This is a genomic window from Henriciella marina, from assembly GCF_027213945.1.
In the GTDB taxonomy this organism is placed as follows: domain Bacteria; phylum Pseudomonadota; class Alphaproteobacteria; order Caulobacterales; family Hyphomonadaceae; genus Henriciella; species Henriciella marina_A.
In genome coordinates this window covers 221,127-235,840 of sequence record NZ_JAPWGW010000005.1, presented here as the reverse complement: position 1 = coordinate 235,840, position 14,714 = coordinate 221,127, and the positions used below count along the sequence as shown (strand labels likewise).

The 14,714-nt window shown below is 60.0% G+C and carries 12 protein-coding genes and 1 tRNA gene; 2 read left to right on the top strand and 11 right to left on the bottom strand.

Annotation, left to right across the window (positions count from 1 at the left end; genetic code table 11):
- Positions 1 to 442: 442 nt before the first annotated feature.
- From O4G74_RS15290 to O4G74_RS15265, 6 genes are all read right to left on the bottom strand, one after another.
- Positions 443 to 532, bottom strand: a tRNA-Ser gene (locus tag O4G74_RS15290).
- A gap of 73 nt (positions 533 to 605) precedes the next feature.
- On the bottom strand, positions 606 to 2,597 hold the full coding sequence (locus O4G74_RS15285; RefSeq protein ID WP_269403418.1) for an alkyl/aryl-sulfatase: 1,992 nt from the start codon (positions 2,595 to 2,597) through the stop codon (positions 606 to 608).
- A 995-nt stretch (positions 2,598 to 3,592) separates the two neighbouring features.
- On the bottom strand, positions 3,593 to 5,371 hold the full coding sequence (locus tag O4G74_RS15280) for a tetratricopeptide repeat protein (protein WP_269403417.1): 1,779 nt from the start codon (positions 5,369 to 5,371) through the stop codon (positions 3,593 to 3,595).
- Between the two features lie 136 nt (positions 5,372 to 5,507).
- A complete protein-coding gene (locus O4G74_RS15275) occupies positions 5,508 to 6,311 on the bottom strand; it encodes an SDR family NAD(P)-dependent oxidoreductase (protein ID WP_269403416.1) in 804 nt (267 codons plus the stop codon).
- A gap of 207 nt (positions 6,312 to 6,518) precedes the next feature.
- The gene (nfsB, locus tag O4G74_RS15270) at positions 6,519 to 7,208 is read right to left on the bottom strand and encodes an oxygen-insensitive NAD(P)H nitroreductase (protein ID WP_269403415.1); all 690 of its coding nucleotides are present in this window, start codon (positions 7,206 to 7,208) and stop codon (positions 6,519 to 6,521) included.
- Positions 7,209 to 7,252: 44 nt separating this feature from the next.
- The gene (locus O4G74_RS15265) at positions 7,253 to 8,134 is read right to left on the bottom strand and encodes a DUF4437 domain-containing protein (protein WP_269403414.1); all 882 of its coding nucleotides are present in this window, start codon (positions 8,132 to 8,134) and stop codon (positions 7,253 to 7,255) included.
- Positions 8,135 to 8,257: 123 nt separating this feature from the next.
- Between O4G74_RS15265 and O4G74_RS15260 the strand changes: the two genes are divergently transcribed.
- Positions 8,258 to 8,593 carry a winged helix-turn-helix transcriptional regulator gene (locus O4G74_RS15260; protein ID WP_018147869.1) on the top strand — a complete coding sequence of 112 codons (336 nt, stop codon included), beginning with the start codon at positions 8,258 to 8,260 and terminating at the stop codon, positions 8,591 to 8,593.
- A gap of 28 nt (positions 8,594 to 8,621) precedes the next feature.
- Here O4G74_RS15260 and O4G74_RS15255 read toward each other — a convergent pair whose 3' ends face one another.
- The 5 genes from O4G74_RS15255 to hppD form a co-directional block, all read right to left on the bottom strand.
- Entirely contained in the window at positions 8,622 to 10,838 is a 2,217-nt protein-coding gene (locus O4G74_RS15255; RefSeq protein WP_269403413.1) for a xanthine dehydrogenase family protein molybdopterin-binding subunit, read from the bottom strand.
- Positions 10,835 to 11,821 (bottom strand): FAD binding domain-containing protein, encoded by a 987-nt coding sequence (locus tag O4G74_RS15250; RefSeq protein WP_269403412.1) that lies wholly within the window; start codon positions 11,819 to 11,821, stop codon positions 10,835 to 10,837. Before O4G74_RS15250 ends, O4G74_RS15255 begins: the two co-directional genes overlap by 4 nt.
- Positions 11,818 to 12,327 (bottom strand): 2Fe-2S iron-sulfur cluster-binding protein, encoded by a 510-nt coding sequence (locus O4G74_RS15245; RefSeq protein ID WP_269403411.1) that lies wholly within the window; start codon positions 12,325 to 12,327, stop codon positions 11,818 to 11,820. Before O4G74_RS15245 ends, O4G74_RS15250 begins: the two co-directional genes overlap by 4 nt.
- A gap of 127 nt (positions 12,328 to 12,454) precedes the next feature.
- Positions 12,455 to 13,012, bottom strand: coding sequence for a VOC family protein (locus tag O4G74_RS15240; RefSeq protein WP_269403410.1), 558 nt, complete (start codon positions 13,010 to 13,012; stop codon positions 12,455 to 12,457).
- Positions 13,012 to 14,121: a 4-hydroxyphenylpyruvate dioxygenase gene (gene hppD / locus O4G74_RS15235; protein ID WP_269403409.1), complete on the bottom strand. Its 1,110-nt coding sequence runs from the start codon at positions 14,119 to 14,121 to the stop codon at positions 13,012 to 13,014. The genes O4G74_RS15240 and hppD overlap by 1 nt, the downstream gene beginning before the upstream one ends.
- Before the next feature lie 94 nt (positions 14,122 to 14,215).
- Between hppD and O4G74_RS15230 the strand changes: the two genes are divergently transcribed.
- Positions 14,216 to 14,695 (top strand): MarR family winged helix-turn-helix transcriptional regulator, encoded by a 480-nt coding sequence (locus tag O4G74_RS15230; protein ID WP_269403408.1) that lies wholly within the window; start codon positions 14,216 to 14,218, stop codon positions 14,693 to 14,695.
- Positions 14,696 to 14,714 lie beyond the last annotated feature (19 nt).

Genomic DNA, 14,714 nt, shown 5'->3' with positions numbered 1-14,714 from the left:
TCTCGACTTTTGAACACCAGCCGAAAGAGATCGAACGCCCCACACCGCGCACAAGCGTGTCACTATTGGACGCTTACGGTCCGTTCGCCGATTTTTCCCTGTTAAAGAAAATAAATTTCCCTGTTATGGATCAAAATATTCCCTGTTATTGCACGCAGGGAATTTAGCTTTAGAGCACTGTAAACACGCGATTTAGCAGCCTTAGGAGTCGACGTTTCCCTGCAAAAGTAAGCGATTTCGCTGTAAATCGGGCGAAAACAGGGAAAATGCCGCTAAACTTGACTGAAAAATTGGCCGACAGAGACTTTTGGCTGAAAGTGCACGATTGCACGAGAATGGAGACGGAAACTGCAGATTTTAGTCGCTGATACGGGCGATAAGTCCCGGAATTGTCGGGACTATTCGCAGACGTCTCGATTCTCGGGATTTTCGGAAGACTGGCTGGCGGAGAGGAAGGGATTCGAACCCTCGATACGCGTAAACGTATACGCCCTTAGCAGGGGCGCGCCTTCAGCCACTCGGCCACCTCTCCCAAGCCAGATTGCCTGACTAACCGGATGGCCCCATGCGGGCAAGAGGCCAAACAGCGCCGTCTGCACATCACATCATGGCGTCACCACTGGGAACCAGAATTCCGGTTGGTCTAGCGCGCCAAGAAATGCGGCGGCAGCGGCCCCTTCCCCTTCGATGGAAAGCGCGCCTGAACCTGCAAGTTGAAGCACATTTGCCTCGCGCAGGATCAGCCTGTTGAAGTCCGCGCGCGTCATGTTCAGCGTTGCGGCCGCGTCACCCGTTTCAGTAACGTTGCGCGGTACAATGACATCACGGCCGACTTCGACGCGGATGTTTTCGCCGGTATCGCTGAACGCAAAGACGACGGCAAACGGCTCTCGCGAGAGCTTTTCAGGGTTGTAGCGGCTGGCCAGCGCATCGAACAGATCGAGTGTGGGAACCGCGGCAAGGAAGTCGGCATTGCCGAGATTGGGCGCCCCACTCTCTGGGACTCCATTTCTAAGTTCGGATGCGGCGGTCAGGAAGTAGCTGCGCCAGGAGCCGCTCTCAGCCTGAAAACCCATCTGTTCATAGGTGGCCGCCAGCCAGTCCTTTGCCGGCTGGCTATCGGGGTCCGCAAAGACGGCCTTGTTGAACAGTTCTGCAGCCCACCGGTAGTCACCTTTCTCATGGGCATCGGCCCCGCGCGCGAGAACCGCCTCGAGCCCGCCCATCGCCTCGACATAGCGGGGCGCGGTCTCTGCATCCGGCAAGGCGTGATAGTTGGCGGGCACGCCGCTCCACCAGCCATAATAGTATTGATAGACCGCCTTGGAGTTATGGTTCAGCGTGCCGTAATAGCCGCGCGTCGAAAAATCTTCCTGGCTGAACACCGGCTCGGGGATCGTCTCCGCAGCCTCCGTCATCGTGGCGCCGGCATTGGCACGGCGCAGCGTCTGGTCGTGCACATAGCGATAGGTATCGCGCTGGTTGCGCAGGAAGGTCTCGACATTCTCCTGCCCCCAGCTTGGCCAGTGATGGGACGCGAAAACGACGTCTGACCTGTCGCCATAGTCGGCGAGCGCCCGGTCGATCACGCGGCTCCATTTCAGCGCATCGCGCACCTTTGCCCCGCGGGATGTCAGGACGTTATGGAACGTGCCGGTCGCCACTTCGGCGGTGCAGAGCGCGTCGAACTGCGGCAGGTAGAACATGAATTCGGCAGGCGCCTCGGTGCCGCCTGCATCCATGAATTCAAATGTCACACCATCAATCTCGCGGACAGTGCCCCAGCCTTCGATTTCTTCGGTCGGCAGCACAAGCCCCGTTTTGCCCTGCGGAAGACCCGGACCAAGCCCCGTGCCGACGACCGCCTGCGGTGAGCGAGGTATCGTGTTGCCGAACATGAGAACTGCGCGGCGCTGCATCAGATTGCCCGCGATGAGGTTTTCGGCGACGGCGCTTTCAGTAAAGCCGATTGGCGCAAGCACTGGCACGCCGCGCGCCTCTATCTCTTCTTCGCTGATCACGCCGCGGGCACCGCCAAAATGGTCAGCGTGGGCGTGCGTGTAGAGAACGCCGGTGACAGGGCGCTCACCCAGTGTATCGTTGACCAGCTTGAGCGCGGCTGCAGCCGTCTCCCTCACCGTCAGAGGATCAACGATGATCCAGCCTGTCTCGCCGCGAATGACGGTCATGACGGAAAGGTCATAGCCCCGTACCTGCCAGATTCCCTCTTTCACCTCGAATAGACCATGCCGAGCCGCAAGCGCCGACTGGCGCCAGAGCGACGGGTTCACCGTGGCGGGCGCGTCGCCCTGCAGGAAGTCGAATTGCGGGATGGACCAGACCGTATTGCCATCTTCATCGAGGATCGCGTCGGCGTCTATCGCGGCCAGAAAACCCCGCGAAGCGTCTTCGAAGTCGCCCTGATTCTCAAGCGGCAGTCGTTCGGCAATGGCGCGGTTGGCAGCGGCGGTCGCCTCACTTGCCTCACCTGCAGGCGGCGGCGCAGGAACGTCAACATTGCTGCCTTCGGTATGAGCAAATGACGACATTGAAACGAATGCGAGGGCAAAGGCCGATGCGGCCATTCTGTAAGTCATGCGATTTTTCCTCCCGGCATATTTTGCAACGAGCCTATTCGCGCTGCTCGTGTTGCGGAAGGGTAATTCGTTCTTTCAGGTTTGGCCCCGGGTCGGCGTTGGCGCGGCACATGGCGCGGGCTTAGGGCTGCAGCGTCTCATACAACCGCTCATCCCGGCGCAGGCCGGGATCTCAGCCAAATCGAGCGCAGAGCCTGCTTCACGAGACCCCGGCCTGCGCCGGGGTGAGCGGACCATCTCAACTCAAACACCTATATCGCCATGCGGGCTTTCCCGCTGGCGGTGCGCTTGCAGTCTCGCCCTGAGGTGACAGGGCCGGGCGCGTCCAGGGAGGACGCTATAGGTAATGCCAGCCTTTCGGCGTGGCTGTAGAGCGTGCGCCATGGACGCGCCCTGCGAAGAATTGCCCGCTCGTTTGACGCGGGCCGCCCAGAGGACTCAGAAAGGCGAGCCGTCGCCTGACTGGACAAGTGGATAGCGCGGACCGCCATTGGCAGGGCCGTTAGTCCCATGCCGGCAGCACTCGTCTCCTTCGCACTCCACTCATGGGCGGCAATTGCCGCGCATGAGCCTTCCCGTTTTGCTGAAGACCTGCCGGGGTCTTTCCGGCTGGCCTCAGCATCGCGAGAACCATCTCCACCCGGACGGTCCGGACCGCCCTGTCTGGTAATGGGAGGCGTTTAGTATGGGCCGGGCTCTAGAGGGTGGGGATGGATTTTTACTTCTCCCTTCTCCCGCTGGGAGAAGGGCCGGGGATGAGGGGGGACTTGCTTTTCATCGGGCGCATTGGCTTGCAGCGATGAGCGGGAACATCGCTGCAACGCATAATGACTTTGAGAAGTCGCGCCCCCTCACCCCTAGCCCCTCTCCCAAGGGAGAGGGGAAAGCGTTTACGTTGAACCAGAGCACCATGGACCCCTGCCCCTCATCCTGAGCCTGTCGAAGGACGCAGGGGCTTCGGGAGGCACCGGCGCGGTGCGATGAATGACTTCCAGTTACAGGTCTTCCAGTGTGGGTGCGTCTTCACCCCCTAGCCATGCCTCATTGAACAGGTGTCTCGCATAGGCTTCAGAGCGCTCATTACCCTTAGCTGCGTAACTTTCAGCGAGGCCAAACAGCGCATAGGCGTTGTTTGGCGACTCGATCAGGGTCTTAAAGAATTCGCGTTCGGCGCGGTCAGTCTGCCCGTCCATGAGAAGGTAGGCGCCGAGTGATTGCCGGGTAGGAAAATACCACCAGGCTGGTTCGAAATAGGGGAGTTTTTCCTGCGCGGTGGCCGCAGTCTCCAATGCGTCGATGGCCGCCGCGTAATCGCCTTCAGCTGCGGCGATGCGGCCCTCAAGAACATGGGTGGCAATTTCCACGAGGCGCGGCAAAGGTGCGCCGCGCACCGTGTAGGTATCGAAGCCCTCGACCTCTGGCAGTGCGCGCAGGGCCGCAAGGTCAACGCGCGCATCGTCCAGCGCGCCCTGTCTCGCATGAACGACGCCCCGGGCATGATGCCAGGCCATCTGTGCAAAGAGATGGGCCGATGACGGCGCTTCATATTGGAGCACGTCCGCAGCGGACCCGAATTGGACGAGCGTGAACAGCTCAGCCGCCGCGACACGCTCCCCGAAAGGGGATGAAGACGCAGGGTCTATCGTCACGATGCCTGATAGCTTGTCCGCCATGGAAAGCGCCGTCGCAGCATCTCCGCCAAGCTGGGCGTTGGCGATCACGAAGTGCACATTATGCGGATAGTAGACAGCGCCATAGAAACCGCCATTTGCGCTTTCCGCGATATAGGCTTCATCGGCGGCGATGGCGTCGATGTTTGCCTGAATGGCCTTTTTCCAGCGCCCAAGCCGCAGATAGATATGGGAGGGCATATGGACGATATGGCCGATGCCAAGATCCTGTGCGTGCAGCCTGTCGGCATATGCTTCAGCCCGGAACGGGTCCACTGAGGCTTCCGTGGCGTGGATGTAGAGATGGATTGGCGGGGCATAGTCCGAGTCGATCGCGAGAGCCGTATCGAGCAGTTCAAGCGTGCGAGCCGTCCGCCCCTTCGGCATGCGCGCGCCGGCCTGCCAATAGTCCCAGGGCTGGGTGTTCATATTCGCTTCGGCTGCCAGTGCGAGGATCAGCTTGTCATCGCCATAGCGGCGCGAAACGATATCCATCCTGTCGGCATAGGTTTCGGCGTCTTCATCGACCTCCCCCGTCTCATTCTGGCGGTAGCGGGCCTCCAGCGCAGAGATGAGGGCTGCTTCCTTTTCAGAAATGGAAGAGGCCTTCGCCGCGGCTTCCCGCGCTGCGATCAGCCCGGCCGCGCCACGTGCCGGAACGAAGGGCGCGTTAATATTGCTGCCGAAGGCGAGCCCCTCTCCCCAGAAACACATGGCACAGTCCGGGTCGAGCCGCTGAGCCTCCCGGAAAGCCGCAATGGCTTCATCATGGTTGAAGTTGGCCATGTGCGAGAGACCGGTGTCGAACCATGTCTGGGCGCGTGCGCTCTTCGTTGTGACCGGGTAATGGAAATGGTTGATGACCTGATCCGGCAGGGCGAATGGCGCCTCGAAATCGAAGCTCGCCTTCAGCGGCGCGGCAGTAGTTTTATCTTCAGCGCCAATTGGTTTGGCCTGCCCGCCGCAGCGATTCTGGGACAGGATCAGCGGATCGATGAAGGCAGGTGTCGGCGCGTCACTGTCCGCCCCTTCCCCGGACACACAGGAGGAGAGCATCAAGGTGCCGAGAGCGGCCCCCAGCATAGCATGGCGTCTGGATCGCATCGCATTTCCCCCTCGTGCTGCTGGAGAATGCGATAGACCTGACTTCAAGTCCATGGAGCGCGGGGGAATTCGCGAGCGCGCGCAAGCGACCTGTCAGGCGCGCCAGCTTGCAGCTTAAATGGTCGACCGCTGCTTTTTAGCCCTCTCGCGCCAGCAAGGTGTCGAGCACGTCGACCAGTTGCCGACGCTGGTCTGCATCCATGGCGTCAGGGTGAGGATCGGCAAAGCGGCCGCTGTCATTGTCGAAATATTTGCCCGACGCGTCAGCGAACTCATCAGACAGGGCGGCCCGCACCAGTATTCCGGCGCCAATGCCGATATCGCTGCCCGGGATGCCATATCCTTCCTTGACCATTTTGGTCGCGAGCAATGACCCGGGATTGACCGCGACGACCATGATACCCTCGACGCTGACTTCATCCGCATACTGGTTTGACCACATGGTGAGGGCGAGCTTGCTCTGTGCGTAGGCGGCATTGTCTGCCAGCTTTTTGTGCCCCTGCAGGGCGTCGAAGTCGACAGATGCCTGCGCCGCCGAGGACAGGTTCACGATCCGCCCGCCCGGCGCAATGATCGGTGCCAGACGCCGCGACAGCAGCATCGGGGCGAGCGTGTTGACGACGAAGCGCACATCGAGACCGCCGGGCGTGACAGGGTCAGGCGTCTTGAAGACACCGGCATTGTTGACGAGGACATCGACACGATCATGCGCGGCGAGGATGGTGTCGGCCATGGCAGCCACGGCCTTGAGATCGCTCAAATCAGCGACACAGGTCTCGACCCTGTCCTCGCCATGGGCGTTTGTGAATTCGGCGCGAAGGGCGGCAAGCTTCTGAGGATTGCGGCCATGCAGAAGCAGTTTGTGTCCCTGTTCCAGCAGCCGCTTCGCTGTTTCGAGGCCGATACCGTCCGTGGCGCCGGTGAGAAGAATGGTTTTCATGGAAAATGCCTTTTGTCTGGCAGCCGCCGGGTCCAGCTGATCTGCGTTTCAGGTTGAAAGCCCTTGTTTTCAGCAGGGTGGCCGCAGGCCCGTAGCTATTGGTGAAAGGAGTTCAGAATGAAACAGACGGACCTGCTGCAATAGTTCTAGTAACCGCCGGGAACCGGGCGTTCGAAGTGCCCCGTCCCCGGCTGCTGCCTGTCTGGATCAGACCTCGGTCAGCGTAACAGACAGAGGAAGTCTCGATTTCGGCGTCTTTGCGTTGAAGTCATTTGCTTCATCGCGGTAGCCGAGCGCGATGACCACAAGGCTGGTATAGCCCTTTTCCCGGAGACCGAATTCTTCATCGAGCACTTTCGTGTCGATACCTTCCATCGGGCGGGCATCTACGCCAAGCGCGGCCGCGCCGAGCATGAACTGGCCAATGTTCAGGTAGACCTGCTTGTCCATCCAGTGCTGGAAGTCCTTCAGGTCATGCTTGTGAATGTTCGCGAACAGATTGCGGGCACCGTGCATTTGCGGCTTCAGCGTATCCTTGTCGAAATCAAACCGGCCGTCCCTGTCTTCCTGCTCGAGCACGTCGAGCATGTAGGCCTCATCGGCCGCGATGCGGCTGGCGAAAACGACGGTGTGCGAGGCATCGAGAAGTGACTGGGTATTGAAGGGAAACTTCTCCTCTGTCGATTTCGCGACGCGTACTTTGCCTTCTGGCGTCGCGGCGAGAATGAAGTGCCAGGGCTGAACATTGGTGCTCGACGGGCTGTATTGCAGCAGCGCTTTCAGTTTCTCAACGATATCGGCGGGAATGGTCTTCGACGCGTCGAAGGCCTTGGCCGTATAGCGGGTCTTGGCGACATCAATGATGTCCGGGCGGATGTCAGTTGCAAGTTGGGTCATGGGAGGATCCTGTTACTTAAGTTATTGGTGGTGAGTTCGGAGAGCTACTGCTGGGCAACATCAGCAGAGAGAGTGAAGCGGTCACTGGCGCGAACATAGATGAGACAGGTGTCTTCGGCTGCGCAGGTCAGCGACTGGCTTGCCTGCCCGGTGGTGCCGAAATAGCCGCCGGTCTGGAGCGTCCGGTCAGCACTGGCGAAATCAAGTTCGCCGTCGATCAGGACCGCACGAAGCTGGCCCCCTTCATGGGTGAGCGTGCCGCTAAATCCGTCCTGGAGCCGGAGCATATAGCCGCTGTCTTCAGCCGCGCCCGGCTGCCCCCAGAGGAACGCGACTTCAGCACCGTTCGCCGCGCCGTCGCGGGCCGGTGTCCAGTTGAGGCTGTCAGCGCCGAGCCAGACGAGGTTGCCGGTTTCGATATTGACAGGCCGCTCGCCATTGTCGAACGCTTCTTCTTCAGGCTGGACGAGGTATGGCCCCTCATCGATTTCGACATAAGCGATGTTGGTCGCGCCGGAGGCTGCGGTGATGTGAGCCTCGCCCGCAGGCTGCGTCCAGAATGAGCCCTTCGGCAGCCACATATCAGCGGCGCCGGGGTCGTCATTGTGGATTTCGCCGCTGATCACGACACCGCGATAGGTGACATTATGTATGTGCGGCGGGGATGCGAAACCTTCATTGAAGCGAGCCAGAAAGCCTGAAGCGCCGTCCGCGGCCCGGTCTCCCCATAGGTTGCCAGCGCGTGGGCTGTTATCGCCGCGAGCGGGGTTTAGCGCGCCCCATTCAATTTCGTCTGAATATACGATCTCTGTCGCATCGCTGTCGGGGTCCGCAAGAGCCATTGGCGCGGCCGCAGTGGCAAGGACCGCAGCGCCTATTCCTGAGCGAATTGCGCGGATGAAGGAGATGTCCCGTTTTCCAGCCATTGGTATCGTCCGTGTGGCTTCGTCTGGTTGACGCCGTCCGATTTAGCGATACCCTCGAACTTAACAAGAACGCACTTTTTTGGCCTATACGCACAAAAAGTATACTGTGGACCATTTGCCCTCATGACACGATTTACGGAATATGATTGCTCTGGCGGCTGCCCGGTGGAAGCCGCGCTCGAGCAGATTGGGGGCAAGTGGAAAGGTGTGACCCTGTTCCACCTGCTCGATGGCGTGAAGCGCTTCAATGAGCTGCAACGCGATGTCGGCGGCGTAACCCAACGCATGCTGACCAAGCAGCTTAGGGAGCTTGAGGCTGCCGGTCTCATCCACCGGGAAGTCTATCCGGTGGTGCCGCCCAAGGTTGAATACAGCCTCACCGAAAAAGGTGAGAGCCTGCGGCCGATCCTGATGGCGCTGAAGGACTGGGGCGAGGAGCACGTTCTCGCCACAGCTTGAGCGCTGGTCAAAAGGATCGGCGCGGAGCTCAGGCTGGCTGCAGTTCCGGCAGGCCGTCCAGGATCTTGTCCAGGGTTGCTGGATACTCGCGAACCCGGACGCCGGTTGCATTGAAGATGGCGTTGGTAACTGCCGCGCCCGCGCCGCAAAGACCAAGCTCACCCAGGCCCTTGGCCTGTATGGGGCTTGCCCAGTCATCGCGCTCCTCGAGCAAGACAACGTCGAGCTGCGGCACATCGAGATTGACCGGCACGTGGTACTCGGCAAAGTCGTTGTTGACGACGTGGCCGTCGCGCGGGTCGAATTCCATCGCCTCGTGAAGCGCCATGCCGATGCCCCAGGTCATGCCGCCATAGCATTGCGACGTCGCTGTCTTGTGGTTGAGGATACGGCCTGCCCCGAACACGCCAAGCATACGGCGTACGCGGGTTTCACCTGTCACGGCGTTGACGGCGACCTCGGCGAAGTATGAGCCATAGGTCGCTTGCTGCACCTTTTCCATCGTTTTACCAGGCTCGATATGGCCTTCGCCTTCAATGGTTTCGCCAGCGAGCAGGTCTGTCAGGCTGACTTCCTGGCCGCTGCCGGAGGCTTTGCCACCGTTCAGGTGAAGCGCGTCTTCATCGCAACCCAGCCTGCGGGCAAGCTCGCCGCGAATGTCCTGACAGGCGAGGTAGACAGACGACCCGGAGGAGGACGCACCGAAAGAGCCACCGGAACCGGACGCCTTGGGGAAGTTGCTGTCGCCGAGGCGTGTATCAACCTGCTCTGGCGCAAGGCCCAGCATGTCGCAGCAGAGCTGGGTGAGAATTGCATAGGTGCCGGTGCCGATATCGGTCATGTCGGTTTCGACAATGGCAGTCCCGTCATCCTTCAGCTTCACGCGGGCTTTCGATTCCATCAGCATGTTGACGCGGGCGGCTGCGGCCATGCCCATGCCGATCAACCATTCGCCTTCGCGCTGTTTGCCAGGCTCTGGATTGCGCTTGTCCCAGCCGAAGCGTTTTGCGCCTTCGTCAAGGGCTTCGGCAAAGGGGCGTGAACTATAAGGCATGCCTTCTTCTGGATGGGTGTCGGGAATATTGCGCTTACGAAGCTCAACTGGGTCGATGCCGGATGTGTGGGCGAGCTCGTCCATCGCATTCTCGAGCACCTGCATCCCGATCGCCTCGCCGGGGGCGCGAACGGAGCCCGCGCACATACGGTTGAGGCGGGCAACCTCGATGCTGAGACGTCGGTTTTCGCCGCCATAGATAAAATGCGTCGCCTGAATGACCGGCTCATGAAAGGTCTCGCCGGGCAGGTTTGAGACAAGGCATTCATGACCAAGGCCCGTCAGCTTGCCTGTCTCATCTGCGGCGAGGCGCAGGCGCTGTCGCGACTCCGACCGGCGCATGACATTCTCGAAGACCTGCTGACGAGTGAGCGTCACACAGACGGGGCGGCCGATTTCCTTTGCCGCGATCGCCGCAGCGACGGCCTCGGGCGCGATGCCGAGTTTTGAGCCAAACCCGCCGCCGACGAAAGGCGACAGTATACGGACTTTTTCTGGTTCAATACCAAGGGAGTCGGCGAGTTCATTCACATTGTACTTCACCATCTGATAGCTGCCGTGAAGGGTGAGCTGATCACCCTCCCAGCTGGCGATGGAGCAGTGCGGCTCCATGGCAGCGCTGTTGTGATTTGGCGTGCGATAGGTGGAGTCCACCGTAAAGGCCGCTTCTGCCATCGCCTTGTCGAGATCGCCCTGATCGAGCTGGTCGTCTTCGGGTTTCTCCGGTGAAATGTTGTTGGCTTCGGGGTCGAATACGCCGTGGCTATCTGCCTCGCACACCAGTTCAAGCATATGGGCACCGTGGCGTGCCTGCTCAAAGGTTTCAGCGACAACGAGCGCGATTGGCTGGCCAAAGTAAGAGATTTCGGACACGCCCTGGATCGGGGCTTCGTTCGCGGTGCCTTGGGCTGGGTTACGCAGGAAGCGGTCTTCACTGAAGACGCCGAGGATGCCGGGCAGGCTCTCGACGGAAGATTTATCGATGCGCACCAACTTGCCTTTCGATATGGGTGCGCGGGCGAGGACACCGAAGGTTTTTCCTTCGATCTCCCACTCATGGGCGTAAGTGGCTTTGCCTGCGACTTTCTTTGGCCCATCGGGTCGGTCCATCGGCTTGCCGGTCAATCGGCTCGGCAGCTCATCGAGAAGCCGCGCGGTTGCCGGTGTGTCCATTTTGAGGTGGCGTGTCATGAGCGCTCTCCTGTTGCTTCACGCAGCACGGCTTTCAGCGTGCGCCGGGTGAGCGGTATCTTGAAATCATTCTGGCCCTGGCCTTTTGCGTCGGCGAGCAGGATGTCGGCGGCCTTGTCGAACAGCGCCTCAGAAGGCGCCTCGCCTGTGAGCAAATCGTCGATGGCCGGGTCGTGCCAAGGCTTATGCGCGAGGCCGCCGAAGGCGAGCGAGGCGGACGCAATCTTGCCTGCGTCCATCTCGACCACGGCGGCGATCGAGACAAGCGCGAATGCGTAAGAAGCCCGGTCGCGGACCTTGCGGTAGATGTGGCGGCCTTTTGCAGGCGCAGGAAGGGTCACATGGGTGATGAGGTCGCCGGACTCGAGGATGTTGTCGCGATCCGGCTGGTCGCCCGGCAGGCGATGGAAGTCACGAACGGGCACGGTGCGCGTGTCGCCGCCCTGCCCTTCGATCACGACTTCAGCGTCTAGCGCGGCCATGGCAACCGCCATATCGCCCGGATAGGTCGCGATGCATTCATCGCTCGCGCCGAGGATGGCGTGAATGCGGTTCGCCCCTCCGATTGCGGAGCAGCCAGAGCCGGGCTTGCGTTTGTTGCAGGCCATGTCCGGGTCATAGAAATAATAGCACCGCGTGCGCTGGCAGAGATTGCCGCCCGTGGTTGCCTTGTTGCGGAGCTGGCCACTCGCGCCAGCAAGGATGGCGCGGGAGAGCACAGCGTAGTCCTGACGAATCCGCATGTCGGCGGCGCAATCGCTGTTGGTCACCAGCGTACCGATGGAAAGACCGCCATCATCGGAAGGCGTGATTTCATCAAGGCCGATACGATTAATATCGATGAGCCGATTTGGCGTCATCAGGTCAAGCTTCATGAGATCAAGCAGGTTTGTCCCACCCGCAATGAAGAGCGTCCCCTTTTCGCTGGCAGCTTTCACGGCATCTGCCGGGTCGTCCGAGCGGTAATAGTCGAAGGGCCTCATGAGCTTGCCTCCGCGGCTTCGCGGATCGCATCGACAATGTTCGGATAGGCCGCGCAACGGCAGAGATTGCCGCTCATCCGCTCCGAGATTTCTTCAGGCGTGAGTTTCGCTTCGCCGGTCAAGCTGCCGGACACGTTGCTTGGCCAGTTATCCTTGATCTCTTCGAGCATCGCAGTTGCCGAGCAGATCTGTCCGGGCGTGCAATAGCCACACTGGAAACCGTCATGCTTGACAAACGCGGCCTGAAGCGGGGAGAGATTGCCCGGCTCACCGAGGCCCTCAACGGTCGTAATCTCATCGCCGTCGTGCATGCAGGCGAGCGTTAGGCAACTATTGATGCGCCGCCCGTTTACCATGACCGTACAGGCGCCGCACTGGCCGTGATCACACCCTTTCTTCGAGCCGGTCAGACCGAGGTGATTGCGGAGGGCGTCGAGAAGCGTTGTGCGCGTATCAGCAGAGAGCTTGCGCTCTTCGCCGTTGATGCGCAGCGTCGTGTCTTTCATGGGGCAGGTCCTTGCGTGCGTTCATCGTGAACGCCGGACAACCCGTTCAGTTGCTCATCAGCATCGTAAAAACCGAAAAACGCCGCCCATGCAGGCGGCGTTCTCACAATTTCATTTGAAAGATTTGTCAGGCCGTTTCGTTGGCGATCTTTTCGTGGAGCCAGGCGGCATGACGGGGCGCCTTCTTGGTCTTCGACCATTCGTCGAGCATGTCGTGCGCGACCGATTTTAGCTGTGCCATCTGATCAGGCGTGCCGATATCACAGGCCAGCTCGAGCCGGTGACCATTAGGGTCGAAGAAATAGATCGACTTGAAGATGCCGTGATGGGTGGGGCCGACAACGTCGAGGCCCATTTCTTCTGCCCGCGCCTTGGCGTTCATCAGGTCATCCATCGTCTCCACCTTGAAGGCGATGTGCTGGACCCATTCCGGCGTATTGCGGTCACGGTCCATGTCCGGCTTGGTCGGAAGCTCGAAGAAGGCGAGGACGTTGCCATTCCCCGCATCAAGGAAGACGTGCATGTAGGGGTCTGGCGCGCCGGTCGAGGGCACCTTGTCCTCTGCAATGGCGAGCTGGAAATCCATGCCGAGCAGCTTGTTGTAGAACTCGACCGTCTCTTTGGCATCCTTGCAGCGATAGGCGACGTGATGGACGCCGTTCAGTTTTGGAGCAGCGGTGGCCATTATGCGTCCTCTTTCTCATCGACCTTCAACGCGCCGCGCTTGATCTGGTCTCGTTCCATGCTTTCGAACAGGGCCTTGAAGTTACCTTCGCCGAAACCCTGCTTGTAGTCACCCTTGCGCTGGATGAATTCGAAGAAGACAGGGCCGACCTGCGGTTCTGCAAAGATCTGGAAGAGGAGGCGTGGTTCGCCGCCATCGGTCGTGCCGTCGAGCAGGAGGCCGCGCGTTTTCAGCGCGTTCTCGTCTTCGCCGTGGCCCGGCAGACGCTCGCTCAGCATTTCGTAATAGGTGTCCGGCGGAGGCGTCATCATCGGCACGCCGCGCGCTTTCAGCTTGTCATAGGCGGCCACCAGATCGTCGCAGATGAGCGCGATGTGCTGGATGCCCTCGCCATTGTATTCGCGGAGGAATTCCTCGATCTGGCCCTTGCCGCCTTCAGCTTCCTCATTCAGCGGAATACGGATCTTGCCATCCGGCGCGGTCAGCGCCTGCGAGGTGAGACCGGTATATTCGCCCTTGATGTCGAAATAGCGGATTTCCTGGAAGTTGAAGAGCTTCTCATAGAAGTCAGCCCAGTACTTCATCCGGCCTTTATAGACATTGTGGGTCAGGTGATCGACGAGCTTGAAGCCACAGCCTTCGGGATACTTCTCGACGCCCGGCAGGTATTCGAAATCGATGTCATAGATCGAGAGGCCGTCGTCGCCCTCATCGGCGTAGCGGTCGATGAGATAAATGAGCGAGTGGCCGATACCGCGAATGGCCGGCAGCTTCAGCTCCATAGGCCCGGCGGGGACATCGCATGGCTCTGCATCATTCGCGATGAGGTGGTCATAGGCCGCCTTGGCGTCGCGGACGCGGAAGCCCATGCCGCAGGCGCTCGGCCCATGTTCCTTGGCGAAATAATAGGCCGGGGAGCCTTTTTCGTAATTGGTGATGAGGTTGATGCCGCCCTGGCGCCAAAGCTCAACATCCTTGGAGCGGTGTCTGGCGACTTTGGTGAAGCCCATGACTTCGAAAACGGGTTCGAGCTGGCCTTTCTCAGGCGCAGAAAATTCGATGAATTCAAAGCCGTCGAGGCCAGCTGGATTTTCAAACAGGTCTGCCATGTGCTTAACCTCCAAAAGTTGCGTCTGAATCGATAATAGTTTCATTTGCAACTAAATCAAGTTAACTCGCGCAAAGGTAGGACCTCGCCCGATCATGAATGATGCTGCCGGTGACAAGCTTCGCCTCGACAACTTCCTGCCCTACAGGCTCTCAGTGCTTTCCAATGCGGTCTCACGGAAGATCGCTGACATGTATGAGCGCGAATTCGATATCTCGATCTGGCAATGGCGCATCCTGGCAGTCCTCGGCGAGAGTGACGGGATTACCTCTACTGAGGTTGCCGCGCGCACACTGATGGACAAGCCTGCGGTCAGCCGGGCAACGTCGAGCTTGATCGAGCGCGGCCTGGTCACGCGAACCTCTGATACGGCAGACCGGCGCAAGTCGGCGCTCGGCCTCTCCACCGCCGGCCGCGAGGTCTATAACGCCGTCATTCCGCGCGCGCTTGCCTATGAGCAGGAATTGCTGGCGGCGCTCAGCCCGGAAGATGCAGAGGCGCTTCACGGCTTGCTAACCCGTCTGGCGCAAATAGCGTCACCAGAGCGCGACCTATGGGACAGGCGTGAGGACTGAAGGTGCTTCGGCGCGCCTC

What these genes read in the sequence shown, in the direction of transcription:
- O4G74_RS15285 (WP_269403418.1), bottom strand. Translation starts at nt 2,597, where the DNA reads ATGACTTACAGAATGGCCGCATCGGCCTTTGCCCTCGCATTCGTTTCA.
- O4G74_RS15280 (WP_269403417.1), bottom strand. Translation starts at nt 5,371, where the DNA reads ATGCGATCCAGACGCCATGCTATGCTGGGGGCCGCTCTCGGCACCTTG.
- O4G74_RS15275 (WP_269403416.1), bottom strand. Translation starts at nt 6,311, where the DNA reads ATGAAAACCATTCTTCTCACCGGCGCCACGGACGGTATCGGCCTCGAA.
- nfsB (WP_269403415.1), bottom strand. Translation starts at nt 7,208, where the DNA reads ATGACCCAACTTGCAACTGACATCCGCCCGGACATCATTGATGTCGCC.
- O4G74_RS15265 (WP_269403414.1), bottom strand. Translation starts at nt 8,134, where the DNA reads ATGGCTGGAAAACGGGACATCTCCTTCATCCGCGCAATTCGCTCAGGA.
- O4G74_RS15260 (WP_018147869.1), top strand. Translation starts at nt 8,258, where the DNA reads ATGACACGATTTACGGAATATGATTGCTCTGGCGGCTGCCCGGTGGAA.
- O4G74_RS15255 (WP_269403413.1), bottom strand. Translation starts at nt 10,838, where the DNA reads ATGACACGCCACCTCAAAATGGACACACCGGCAACCGCGCGGCTTCTC.
- O4G74_RS15250 (WP_269403412.1), bottom strand. Translation starts at nt 11,821, where the DNA reads ATGAGGCCCTTCGACTATTACCGCTCGGACGACCCGGCAGATGCCGTG.
- O4G74_RS15245 (WP_269403411.1), bottom strand. Translation starts at nt 12,327, where the DNA reads ATGAAAGACACGACGCTGCGCATCAACGGCGAAGAGCGCAAGCTCTCT.
- O4G74_RS15240 (WP_269403410.1), bottom strand. Translation starts at nt 13,012, where the DNA reads ATGGCCACCGCTGCTCCAAAACTGAACGGCGTCCATCACGTCGCCTAT.
- hppD (WP_269403409.1), bottom strand. Translation starts at nt 14,121, where the DNA reads ATGGCAGACCTGTTTGAAAATCCAGCTGGCCTCGACGGCTTTGAATTC.
- O4G74_RS15230 (WP_269403408.1), top strand. Translation starts at nt 14,216, where the DNA reads ATGAATGATGCTGCCGGTGACAAGCTTCGCCTCGACAACTTCCTGCCC.